The organism is Novosphingobium sp. CCH12-A3, from assembly GCF_001556015.1.
GTDB classification, from domain to species: Bacteria; Pseudomonadota; Alphaproteobacteria; order Sphingomonadales; family Sphingomonadaceae; genus Novosphingobium; species Novosphingobium subterraneum.
The window spans coordinates 20,198-31,924 of record NZ_LSIA01000193.1 but is presented as its reverse complement, the minus strand read 5'-3'; the positions used below and the strand labels follow the sequence as shown (position 1 = coordinate 31,924).

Annotated in this window: 12 protein-coding genes; 2 read left to right on the top strand and 10 right to left on the bottom strand. The window is 62.3% G+C overall.

All coding sequences use genetic code 11. From position 1 onward, the window contains the following. Positions 1-477: 477 nt before the first annotated feature. Positions 478-1,161 carry a response regulator transcription factor gene (locus AX703_RS14735; RefSeq protein WP_039333793.1) on the bottom strand — a complete coding sequence of 228 codons (684 nt, stop codon included), beginning with the start codon at positions 1,159-1,161 and terminating at the stop codon, positions 478-480. Next, positions 1,158-2,702, bottom strand: coding sequence for a HAMP domain-containing sensor histidine kinase (locus AX703_RS14730; RefSeq protein WP_062345098.1), 1,545 nt, complete (start codon positions 2,700-2,702; stop codon positions 1,158-1,160). The genes AX703_RS14735 and AX703_RS14730 overlap by 4 nt, the downstream gene beginning before the upstream one ends. 285 nt (positions 2,703-2,987) lie before the next feature. Here AX703_RS14730 and AX703_RS14725 point away from each other — a divergent pair, with 285 nt between their 5' ends. Then, complete coding sequence (locus AX703_RS14725) at positions 2,988-3,191, top strand: hypothetical protein (protein ID WP_062345115.1); 204 nt, start codon at positions 2,988-2,990, stop codon at positions 3,189-3,191. Positions 3,192-3,201: 10 nt separating this feature from the next. On the opposite strand, the gene AX703_RS14720 is transcribed toward AX703_RS14725, so the two are convergent. The 5 genes from AX703_RS14720 to AX703_RS14700 all read right to left on the bottom strand — a co-directional run bounded on the left by AX703_RS14720 (position 3,202) and on the right by AX703_RS14700 (position 7,910). Next, complete coding sequence (locus tag AX703_RS14720) at positions 3,202-4,380, bottom strand: NAD(P)/FAD-dependent oxidoreductase (RefSeq protein ID WP_082734613.1); 1,179 nt, start codon at positions 4,378-4,380, stop codon at positions 3,202-3,204. Further along, positions 4,377-5,996: an NAD(P)/FAD-dependent oxidoreductase gene (locus AX703_RS14715; protein WP_062345096.1), complete on the bottom strand. Its 1,620-nt coding sequence runs from the start codon at positions 5,994-5,996 to the stop codon at positions 4,377-4,379. Before AX703_RS14715 ends, AX703_RS14720 begins: the two co-directional genes overlap by 4 nt. Before the next feature lie 42 nt (positions 5,997-6,038). Next, a complete protein-coding gene (locus AX703_RS14710) occupies positions 6,039-6,617 on the bottom strand; it encodes a nitroreductase family protein (RefSeq protein ID WP_039333798.1) in 579 nt (192 codons plus the stop codon). 82 nt (positions 6,618-6,699) lie between these two features. Then, complete coding sequence (locus AX703_RS14705) at positions 6,700-7,116, bottom strand: DoxX family protein (protein ID WP_062345094.1); 417 nt, start codon at positions 7,114-7,116, stop codon at positions 6,700-6,702. A gap of 59 nt (positions 7,117-7,175) precedes the next feature. Continuing rightward, positions 7,176-7,910: a pirin family protein gene (locus tag AX703_RS14700; protein WP_062345092.1), complete on the bottom strand. Its 735-nt coding sequence runs from the start codon at positions 7,908-7,910 to the stop codon at positions 7,176-7,178. Positions 7,911-8,033: 123 nt separating this feature from the next. On the opposite strand from AX703_RS14700, the gene AX703_RS14695 reads away from it, so the two are divergent. Next, positions 8,034-8,963 (top strand): LysR family transcriptional regulator, encoded by a 930-nt coding sequence (locus tag AX703_RS14695; protein ID WP_062345091.1) that lies wholly within the window; start codon positions 8,034-8,036, stop codon positions 8,961-8,963. Positions 8,964-8,994: 31 nt separating this feature from the next. Here the strand turns inward: AX703_RS14695 and AX703_RS14690 are convergent, their stop codons facing one another. The 3 genes from AX703_RS14690 to AX703_RS14680 all read right to left on the bottom strand — a co-directional run bounded on the left by AX703_RS14690 (position 8,995) and on the right by AX703_RS14680 (position 11,722). Continuing rightward, positions 8,995-9,231, bottom strand: a complete 237-nt coding sequence (locus tag AX703_RS14690; protein ID WP_039333803.1) for a hypothetical protein — start codon at positions 9,229-9,231, stop codon at positions 8,995-8,997. Positions 9,232-9,401: 170 nt separating this feature from the next. After that, positions 9,402-9,851, bottom strand: a complete 450-nt coding sequence (locus AX703_RS14685) for a MaoC family dehydratase (protein WP_039333806.1) — start codon at positions 9,849-9,851, stop codon at positions 9,402-9,404. Further along, on the bottom strand, positions 9,851-11,722 hold the full coding sequence (locus tag AX703_RS14680; RefSeq protein ID WP_062345111.1) for a biotin carboxylase N-terminal domain-containing protein: 1,872 nt from the start codon (positions 11,720-11,722) through the stop codon (positions 9,851-9,853). The genes AX703_RS14685 and AX703_RS14680 overlap by 1 nt, the downstream gene beginning before the upstream one ends. Positions 11,723-11,727: the final 5 nt, after the last annotated feature.

Below are 11,727 nucleotides of genomic sequence, written 5' to 3'. Positions count from 1 at the left end.
CACCAACTATTTTATCGCCGCCGGGTATGAGCCAGAGTGATCGGAATCTGCTCTAGGCCTTCATACTGCGGGCCGATGCGCGGTTGCGGATATCCTCACAGATAAGGCAATTCAAAGTGTGGAAAGTGGACCGAAGGACAACCAGCACACGCTCTGCTGGTGCCTTGCAGGACCTGAACCTGAAAAACTGGGTAAAAAAAATGGGGGTAAGAGTGGGGGGTGTGGCTTTGGGCGGTATCCAATTTTATCTCAAAAATTAGTTAATTACTGATATTCTTGTGATCCCTCCTCCGCGACCAGGCCTTTCCCGTCAGACCAGATATATGGCTGCGGCTCTTGCCAAAGGCGCTGCAATCCTCCGCACAGGAATTCTGGGCTGTCGTTGGGTGACGGCGGCCTGCAATCTACGGTGACGCGGGACAGCGCGCCTCGCTGTGACGCGCCCGTGTAGCAATCGTCACTTCAGACGGTGCGCCTTCAGGCCGTCAGTCGGTAGCCGAATCCGCGGACGTTTTCGACGATCGGCGGGCCCAGCGCGTGAAGCTTGCGGCGCAGGCGGCTGAGGTAGACTTCGACGATGTTGGTCAGCGGATCGTCCTCGATTCCCCACACCGCACGCAGGATTTCGGTTCGTGAAATTACCGTGCCGGGGGATTCCATCAGCAGCCGCAGCACGCCCATTTCCTTGACGGTCAACTGGACCGGCGAACCGGCGCGCGTGAGGGTCATGGTCCGGGGATCAAAGTGGAGATCGCCCACGGTAAGGCTTCCATCGGGCTGGATCGGGCTGAATTGCGGCCGCTCCATCCGGCGCTTGACCGCATCCATCCGGGCCAGCAATTCTTCAAATGCGAAGGGCTTTGGCAAGTAGTCATCCGCACCCCCCTTGAGACCGCGAATCCGGTCCGCCACGTCGTCGCGAGCGGTGACCATGATGATCGGTGTCGTCACGGCAGCTTCGCGCAGTGCCGAGCAGATATCAAATCCGCTCATGTCCGGCAGGTTTACGTCCAGAAGAATGAAGTCGAACGCAAGGTTTGTCGCCAACTCAAGACCAGTTGCACCGTCGGTTGCCAGCGTGACCTTGTGGCCCTCCTGCGCAAGGCCACGATGCAGGGTTGCGGCGAGTTCGACTTCGTCTTCAATGAGAAGCAGTTTCATGTGCTTGCACCATCTATCGCCGATGCGGGCGACATTAGAGGGAGGCGTATGGTGACGACCGTGCCGACATTGACCCGGCTGGTCAGGCTGATTGTTCCGCCCATGGCTTCGGTGATCGAACGGGCGATCGACAGGCCAAGACCCTGCCCGCTGCCGCTGCGCTTGCTGCCCCTGCGGAACCGCTGGAAAAGATAGGGCAGGTCTTCGGTCGGTATGCCATCGCCGTGGTCGGTGATGGTTATGACGGCATGATCCTCTTCCACGCTGATCGATGCTTCGACATTGGGAGCGTGCGTGGAATAGCACACGGCGTTGTCAACGACGATGCGAATGACCTGCTTGAGGCGGGCTTCGTCGCCTTCAACGATGATGCTGGAGGGTCCCTCGTGAAGCACGATCTTCCCGCCGTCTGCTTCGATGACGCGGTGGAAGTCGGCGATGCTGTCGGTCACTGCCGCCACCGCGTCGACCGGTTCGATGGTGGTATGCAGCATCGGCTCTTCTGCACGCGCCAGATTCAGCATGTCTTCGATCATTTCGGCCATGAGTTCTGACAGGCGGACCACCCGATCCAGCGCGCCACGCAGGTCAACCGATTGCGCCGAGGCATCGCGCAGCGTGATCTCCGCCTCGCTGCGCATGATCGAGAGGGGGGTGCGCAGTTCATGGCTGGCATCGGCCAGAAACTGCTGTCGCAGGCGGTTCGAGCGCTCCAGCGAACGGTTGGTTGCGGTAAGTTCACTGGTGCGCCGCGCGACGGCCCGCTCGAGCTCTTCGTTGGACCTGCGCAGCGTATCGGCACTTTCGCCCACGCGAGAGGCCATGATGTTGAAGCTTTCGGCGATTGCGCGGAATTCCGTCGTGCCGACGATGGGCACGCGCTGTGTGTAATCGCCTTCGGCCATGGCGCGCGTGCCTTGCAGCAGGTTTCCGAGCGGGCGGATCAGCTGGCGCTGTCCCCAGAAGACAGCGAGCAGACCGCAAATGGTCACGACCGTCACCGTCAGCGTCATCGTGTCGATGACGCCCTGGAACGTCTCGATCGAGCTGCGGTGGTACTCCTTCGCCTCGCGCTCCTCGATCTTGATTGCTTCGAACACGAGGTCTTCCCAGACCGTGTCCGGCTTATCGCCCTTCAACGATCGCTCGAGGCTGGCACCGATCTTCTTCAGGGTTTCCCGTTGCTTGACTTCCTCTTCTATCTCCGAGGCGCGCTGCTTGCGCTTGAGCGGTGTCTCGCTGATCATCTTGATTTCGGCGTTGATGTAACGCTCCGCATTTGTGACGTGGGAGCGGACGCCATCGATGTAGAGTTCGCGATCCTGGACGAACGCGCTTGGATCGGTGTAGCGCTCCTGCTGCAGGGTGTATCCTAGAACCGCGAGCCGCTGGAATGCGCTGAGTGATTGCGACGAGGCTTCGGACCTTGCCTGCTGCGCACGGACGACTTTCACCGCATGGTTGGCAATGACACCGGGCACTGCGACGATGAACAGCATGAACACCAACGACACCCACAGTTTCAGGCGCAGCGCGTTCATGCGCACATCGCTCGCAGCATGGCGAAGCGATTGCGGGCACTATGCCTGGCGTCGGGCGATGACACGCCTCGCTTCAATCGTAACATAGAAATGGCGTTCCCCTGCCTGTGCCGCTGCTTCGAGCTCAAGTAACGGCACACGCCCTGACCTCACACTCACATTGTCCTGACAACGCTTTCCGATCAACGAATTGGCCGATTAAATTTCCATGAATGCGGCAGACGCCACATCTGGTTCGGCATGCTGATGGATGACAAGGTGCTGCGTCCATGGCATCGCAGTCGGATGCGCACCACTCACGATCACGCAAGCGTTCGCCTTTACCATCTGGGAGACGGGCCGGAGGGCGGTTCGGCCGACACGCTGTTCTATGGGCCGCTGAGCGAAGCCCTGCGGATCGCGGCAGAGCAGCCACTTGAACTTCAGGAAGGACTCTTCATCGCGACCGACAATGATGTCGTGGCTTATCTCGACCTGATCGAGGGCTGAAGTCTGGTGTTCACACAGCTTCGCCTGCAGCGCGGCCGCTGGCCCATGCCCATTGGAAATTGTATCCTCCCAGCCACCCGGTGACATCCACGGCCTCGCCAATGGCGTGAAGGCCGGGCACTTTTGCTGCAGCCATGGTCTTCTGATTCAGCGCGCGGGTGGAAACGCCGCCGGCGGTGACTTCCGCCTTGGCATAGCCTTCGGTGCCGTTCGGATTGAACGGCCAGCGCGCGAGTTGCTGCTGGGCCTTGCGCAAGTCAGCGTCTTTCATGCCAGAAAGCTCGCCCTCCAGGCCAAGCCGGCTGCCAAGCGCTTCTGCAAGCCGTTCCGGCAGTCGGCGGGCAAGAGCCGAGCGGAAAGCCGCGCGGGGGCGATTGCGCTTTTCCTCGATCAGCCAGTCGGCGCCCTCTTCGGGCAGGAAGTTGACGGCAATTGGCGTGCGGTGCTGCCAGTATGAGGAAATCTGCAGCATGGCAGGGCCAGACAGGCCCTTGTGCGTGAACAACGCCGCTTCGCGAAACGCTGTCTTGCCCCAGTGCGTGACGACGTCGGTCGAAACGCCCGAGAGCGAACGGAACAGCGCCTCGTCCTCACCCAGGGTGAAGGGCACGAGGGCGGGGCGGGTCTGCACCACGGCCAGACCAAACTTGCGGGCGATTTCGAATGCGAAACCCGTCGCTCCCATCTTCGGGATGGACAGGCCCCCTGTCGCCAGGATCAGGGCAGGGGCGTGATGATCACGGCCATCGATGGTCACGCGGTACAGGCCGTCGGCATGATCGACCGTGCTCACGCTCTGGCCAAAGGCGAACGTCACCCCGCCATCGCGGCACTCTGCCATCAGCATGTCCACGATCTGCCGTGCTGAGCCGTCGCAGAACAATTGGCCAAGCGTCTTCTCATGCCATGCGATGCCGTGGCGATTGACCATCCCGATGAAGCCTGCAGGCGTGTAGCGAGCCAAGGCCGATCGCGCGAAGTGCGGGTTTTCGGAAATGTAGCGGTCGGCGGCAGTGTGGATGTTGGTGAAGTTGCACCGCCCGCCGCCCGAGATCAGGATCTTCTTGCCTGGCTCGTCGGCATGATCGACAAGCAGCACGCGCCGCCCGCGTTGGCCTGCGGTCAGCGCAGCCATCAGCCCCGCCGCGCCCGCGCCGAGGATGATCGCGTCGTAGTTGGCGGCGTTCACGCGAGGAGTTCGGTGGCGAGGGCCTCGGCGACCTTGATCCCGTCGACCGCGGCCGAAAGGATGCCGCCGGCATAGCCTGCGCCTTCGCCGGCAGGGTAGAGGCCGCGTGTGTTTAGGCTCTGGCAATCCTTGCCGCGCGTTATGCGCACCGGGGAAGACGTGCGCGTTTCCACACCGGTCATCACCACGTCAGGGTGGTCATAGCCCGGGACCATGCGACCGAACGCGGGCAGGGCCTCACGAATGGATTCGATCACGTAGTCGGGCAGGCACTTTTTGAGTTCGGTCAGGTGCACGCCGGGCTTGTAGCTCGGGCTAACGCTGCCGAACTCCGTGGAAGGACGGCCGGCAAGGAAGTCGCCCAGCTTCTGGCCCGGCGCCATGTAGTTGCGCCCACCCGCTTCGAAGGCGAGGCTTTCCCAGTGACGCTGGAAAGCCATGCCCGCCATCGGTCCGCCGGGGTAATCCTTGCTCGGATCGATATCGACGACAATGCCCGAGTTCGCATTGAACTCGGCGCGCGAATACTGGCTCATGCCGTTGGTGACGACGCGGCCCTCTTCGCTGGTCGCGGCAACGACGCGCCCGCCCGGGCACATGCAGAAGGAGTAGACCGTGCGCCCGTTCTTGCACTTGTGCGAGATCGAATAGGCGGCAGGGCCGAGGATCTTGTTGCCCGCGCTCGGTCCATAACGCGCAGTGTCGATCCAGCTTTGCGGGTGCTCGATGCGCACGCCAATGGCGAAGGGTTTGGCTTCGATGTGGACGCCACGATCGTACAGTACCTGGAAGGTGTCGCGCGCGGAATGGCCGACTGCCATGATGACGTGGCGCGCGGGCAGGAACGAGCCGTCCGACAGGTGCAGGCCCGCAATCCGGCGTGTGCCATCGGCGGCAGTCTCGATCTCGAAGTCTTCCACGCGGGTCTGGAAGCGGTATTCACCGCCAAGGCTTTCGATCGTCTCGCGCATCGACATGACCATGGTGACGAGGCGGAAGGTGCCGATGTGCGGGTGGGCTTCGGTAAGGATGTCCTCCGGCGCGCCAGCCTTGACGAACTCCACCAGCACCTTGCGCCCGAGATGGCGCGGGTCCTTGATGCGGCTGTAGAGTTTGCCGTCGGAAAACGTACCAGCGCCACCTTCGCCGAACTGCACGTTCGATTCCGGCTCCAGCACCGAGCGCCGCCACAAGCCCCAAGTGTCCTTCGTGCGTTCGCGCACCGCCTTGCCGCGCTCGATGATGATCGGCTTCAGGCCCATCTGCGCGAGGATCAGCGCAGCCAGCAATCCGCACGGGCCCGCCCCGATGACAACCGGGCGCTCACCATCCCAGCCTTCGGGGGCCATGACCGGGAACTTGTAGGAGGTGTCAGGCGTGAGCTTCACGTTCTGGTCGTCCGCAAAGCGGGCGAGCACTTCGGCCTCGTTCGCCACGACGCAATCGACCACGTAAGTCAGCAGGATCGCGTGCTTCTTGCGGGCATCGTTGCCACGACGGAAGATCTGGTATCGCGTGAGGTCTGCTGGCGCGATGTCCAGACGTGCGCAGATCGCCGCCGGAAGATCTTCGGCAGCGTGATCGAGGGGCAGTTTCAGTTCATTGATACGAAGCATGGCGCCGCCCTAGCGAAATCGCGCGGGCGGCGCCACTTGTGCTTATGCCGTGAACGGCCCGGCGAAAGCGATTTCGCTCACCGGCTTGCGGTCGCTCACCACTTCGCGCTCTTGGAGCATTTCGGGCAACTGCGACTTGTCGCCTTGCTTGCCGATCACGAAAGCCATTTCCACGCGATAGCCTTCCGGCAGGTTGAGCACTTCGGCAGCCTTGGCAAAGTCGACGCCGGTCATGCCGTGGGTGTGATAACCAAGGTGCAGGGCCTGCAGTGCCGCATTGGCCCATGCCGCACCGGTATCGAAGCTGTGGCTGTGGTTGGGGTTGTTGCCCTTGTCGCTGCGCATGAATTCGTCGGACACGGCGAAAACGAGCACGCCCGCATCCTTGGCCCAGCTCTGGTTGAAGGGCACCAGTGCCGAGAGGAACGCGTCGAAGTTTGCATCGCCCTTGTGGGCATAGGCAAAGCGCCAGGGCTGGTAATTGTAGGCGCTGGCGGCAAGACCTGCGGCTTCGAAGATCACGTCAAGGTCAGACTGCGGCACGGCCGAGCCGTCGAACGCGCGGGGGCTCCAACGATCGACGATGATCGGCAGGACGCTGGGGGAAGCGGTACGGGTCATTGAATGCTCCTTGGGAGAGGTTGGAGAGAGATAAGGGGGTAGGGCCGGAGCGCAACTGCACTCCGGCCCGCGGGGGTAAGTTTCAGCGGCGGTCGAAGCCGAAGCGGCCCGAGCCGAAAGCGGTCACCTGCAAAAGGCCACCGGCCAGCGCCACGTTCTTGAAAAAGTGGATGAACTGGTTCTGGTCAGCCAGGTTGGCGTGGAAGCCGAAGGCGGCGGCAAGGCTGAATGCAGCTATGGCCGAAGCAACGATGCGGGTGCGGATGCCGGCGATCAACAGCAGGCCGCCGACAAGTTCCACCGCCACGGCAGCGCCATAGGCAAGGCTGGGGGCAGGCAGGCCCGCGCTGGTGATGTAGGCGATCGTGCCAGTCGGATCGGCAAGCTTGGAAACACCGCTCAGCACGAAGATCACCGCGAGAAAGACGCGGCCGGCCGCCGCCAGCAGGTCAGAAGTGGTGGATGAGCCGCCGCGCGTCTCGAGAGCGAGGGAAGTCATGGGATCGGTCCTTTGCAACAGTCGTAATTGGGGAATGTGAGAAAACAGTTCGGTCACGGTCAGGCCGCGTCGACGAGCACCAGTTCGGCTTCCTCGAGAGCGGTAATGACGATCTCGGTCACCCCGGTAATGGCAACGCCATCACGGGCATTGGCTTCGATTTCGCCGATGCGTATCTTGCCCTTGGCAGGAACAAGATAGGCGTGGCGGCCTTCGGTCAGTTCGTAGCGGACCGTTTCGCCGGCCTTCACCGTCGCGCCCAGAACGCGGGCGTTCGCATTGATCGTCAGCACATCGGTGTCACCAGCGATGCCCGAGGCGAGGGGAACGAACTTGCCTTCCCGGCTATCCTTGGGGAACGGCCGGGCACCCCAGCTTGGCGCGTGGCCCCGGCGATCGGGGATGATCCAGATCTGGAATAGGCGGGTTTCCTCGTCTTCCAGATTGAATTCCGAGTGGGCGATGCCCGTGCCTGCCGACATGACCTGCACGTCACCCGCTTCGGTGCGGCCTTCGTTGCCCAGGCTGTCACGATGGGTGATCGCGCCCTTGGTCACGTATGTGATGATCTCCATGTCGCTGTGCGGATGGGTGGGGAAGCCGCTCTTCGGCGCGATGCGGTCGTCGTTCCATACGCGCAACGCACCCCAATGGACGCGTGCCGGATCGTGGTATCCGCCGAACGAGAAGTGGTGGTGTGCATCGAGCCAGCCGTGGTTCGCCGCGCCGATCGAGGCGAAGGGGCGCAGTTCGATGTGAGCCTTTGTAGCGGTCGTGTTGGCAGTCTGGGTCATGGCGATTTCTCCAAACGGGCGGCTTGGGGTCCGTCCTGTTGGGGTGTAGATAGGCCTTGCAGGTTATTCGGAATATCCCGATAAGATAAATCAGAATGTTCGAATTTCTTGAAAGGGTTTCTCTTGGACGTCGGCCAGCCAACCCTTGACCAGCTGCGCCTGTTCCTCGCCGTGGTCGACGAGGGCAGCTTCAATGGCGCCGCGCGCAAGCTTGGGCGGGCGATCTCCGTGGTGAGCTACGGCATCGTCACGCTGGAGTCGCAGCTCGGCGTGACGCTGTTCGATCGCGAAGGATCGAAGAAGCCGGTGCTGACGCCCGCGGGGAAAGCGATGCTGGCCCACGCGCGTGCCGTAACCGACGATGTCGATGCGTTGATCGCGGGGGTTCGCAACTTCAACCAGGGCCTCGAAGCCGAACTCGGCTTGGCCATCGACGTGATGTTCCCGACGCATCTCATTGCGGAAGTGCTTCGCGAGTTTCAGGCGCTTTTTCCTACGGTGCAAATGCGGCTTTTTGTGGAGACATTGGGTGCGATTGCAGCGCTGGTGGTGGATGGGCGCGCGGAGCTAGGCATCTCGGGGCCGGATCTTGTGGCCTTGCCTGACCTTGAGCGCGAAGCGATCGGAGAGGTTGAACTGCTTCCCGTTGCAGCGCCCGATCACCCCTTGGCCCGCATGGCCAAAATCCCGCCAGGCGAAGTGCGCAAGCATCGCCAGCTGGTACTGACCGATCGGTCGAACCTGACGCAGGGGAGGGACTTCTCGGTTTTCGCGGCGAGCACATGGCGGTTGGGAGACCTTGGTGCGCGCCATGCCTTGCTCCGTGAAGGAATTGGCTGGGGCAACATGCCTCGCCACTTGATCAATGCTGATCTCGCCAGTGGAAAGCTCAAGCGACTGGCCCTGCCGGAAGCACCAGGCATGGCCTATCGCTTTCACGCCTTGTGGCGGCGAGATTGTCCAATCGGCCCAGCGCGCGCCTGGGTGCTGGACGCCCTGCGTGAGCGGCTTTCACGTTGCCCCGATGCAAAAGCGCCCCGCCAGACTGACTGACGGGGCGCCGAAAGTTACTTTTCGATTTGATTCAGGTGCCCGCGCTCTTGCGCTTGAAGGCCGCGTTCTCGTTGGCCTTGATCTTGGCAATCTCGAGGCCAGGGCTGGGCGGGAAGCCGTTCTTCGGTCCCGGCGCCGGATTTCCGTTGCTGGGTGAGGCCGCCACCACAATCGGCGGGCTCGCACGTGTTCCTGCGCTGGCTGCAGTCGGCAGAATCAAGCCCGCAGCAATTCCTGTGGCAAGAAGCCACTTCTTTCCGTCCATCATTTGTGAATGCCCCCGAAGTTTGTCCCTGGACAGGCAGTTTTCATCGGTCCCGAAAACCGCTGCCCTTGTTCATGATTTGGGGGCAGCCGGTTTACTGAAATGAAATATTCTTAATTAAATTGATATTTACCACGATTATTGGCTCCAAAATGACCAAATGGGTCTGCAGATTACGGCCGTTTCTTGAGCAGCGCAGAGCGCAGGCAGCGGCAGACAACCTCGCCGCGCTGGTTCAAGAGTTCATGCCTAAACGTGGTGATGCCGGCCTCCGGTCGCGATTTACTTTCTCGCAAATCAACAACTTCACTGGTTGCGCGCATCGTGTCGCCGATGAACACCGGCGCCGGCATCACCAGTTTGTCGTAGCCCAGATTGGCCACCAGCGTTCCGAGCGTGGTGTCACCGACCGACAGGCCAACCATTAGGGCGAAAGTGAAAGTACCGTTCACGAGAATCTGCCCGAACTCGCTTTCCTTGGCCGCTTCCACATCGATGTGGAGAGGCTGCGGGTTGTGGGTCATGGTTGAAAACAGCAGGTTATCCGTCTCGGTCACGGTCCTGCGAATCTCGTGCTCGATTCGGTCGCCGATTCGCCACTCGTCGAAGTACTTGCCCGCCATCAGCCTTCCGCCTTCTTGATCTGCGCCAGCGGCGCCTCGACCTGAACCTGCGCCCCGGCCACGGCGTTCAGCTCCTCCACCACGCCATCGAACGGCGCGGTCAGGGCATGCTCCATCTTCATCGCTTCGAGCACCATGAGCTTCTGGCCCTTGGTGACGGACTCACCGGGCGCGACGTCCACCGAAATGACCTTGCCGGGCATGGGGGCGATGATCGCGCCATCCGATGCGGCGCCCCCAGCGCCGCCTTCAGTTCTGGCAAGTTGCACAAGGAAGCGCTCGCCACCTTCGTCGATGCTTGTGACGGGTTCCCCCGGCCAGTAGTCGACCGCCGGCTCCTCAGGCATTTCGACAATGAAGGCCCGTCCGAACTGGTCTGCCAGATGAACTTCGCGCCGTGCGGCGGCATTCATGCGGAAGCCTGATTGGCTGGTCCACGGACTGTCGCCCGGCGTGCCGACCAGCCGCATCGCCGCAAGCCCAAGCGCTTCGGACGTCGGTTCCGGACGGGTGGTGAGGCTTTCGAGATTGCGTTCGATCAGTCCGGTATCGACCACCCCGGTTTCGAACGCAGTGTGCCCCAGCAAGCGCCACAGGAACCCGCTATTGGTGATCAGCGGGCCGACCACGCCGTCGTCCAGCGTCTCGCGCAGGCCCGCTATGGCCTCGGCACGCGTCTCGCGGTGCACGATCACCTTGGCGATCATGGGGTCGTAGAACGGCGAAATCTCCGCCCCGGCTTCAACACCGGTGTCAATGCGCGCCTGATACTGATTGAAGTGGAAGTCCTCCACGCGGCCGATACTGGGCAGAAAGCCCTTGGTGGCATCTTCGGCATAGAGCCGCGCTTCCATGGCCCAACCGTTTATCGAGAGTTCGTCCTGTCGCTTGGGCAGCGGCTCGCCGCTGGCAACACGCAGTTGCCATTCGACCAGATCGACGCCGGTGATTTCTTCGGTCACCGGATGCTCGACCTGCAGGCGCGTGTTCATTTCCATGAACCAGATGCGGTCGGCGCGCAGGCCTTCACTGCCATCGGCGATAAACTCGATGGTGCCCGCGCCCTCGTAGTCCACGGCCTTGGCCGCGCGGACGGCGGCAGCGCAGACCGCTTCGCGCGTGGTCTCGTCCATGCCGGGGGCAGGTGCTTCCTCGATCACCTTCTGGTGCCGCCGCTGCAGTGAACAATCGCGCTCGAACAGGTGGACGACATTGCCATGGGCATCGCCGAAGACCTGCACTTCGATGTGCCGGGGCGAGAGGATGTACTTCTCGATCAGCACGCGATCATCGCCGAACGAGGACGCCGCCTCACGCCGACACGAGGCCAGCGCCTCGGCAAAGTCGGCAGAGCTTTCAACCCGCCGCATGCCCTTGCCGCCGCCACCGGCGACGGCCTTGATCAGCACCGGATAGCCGATGGCATCAGCCTCGGCCTGCAGGCGCTCAGGCGTCTGGTCCTCGCCGAGATACCCCGGCGTCACCGGCACGCCCGCCGCGATCATGCGCGCCTTGGCCGCATCCTTGAGGCCCATCGCCGTAATCGAGGCAGGCTTCGGCCCGACCCAGACCAGCCCCGCATCCAGCACCGCCTGCGCGAACTCGGCATTCTCCGAAAGGAAGCCATAGCCGGGATGGATCGCCTCCGCTCCGGTCGCCTTGGCCGCCGCGATGATCTTCTCAGCCAGAAGGTAGCTCTCGCGCGCAGGCGACGGGCCGATGTGCACGGCTTCGTCTGCCGAGCGAACATGCAGCGCCTTGGCATCGGCATCGGAATAGACCGCCACCGTGCGAATGCCCAAGCGGCGTGCAGTCCGGATAACCCGACAGGCGATTTCGCCGCGATTGGCGATGAGGAGGGATTTGATCATTGCAT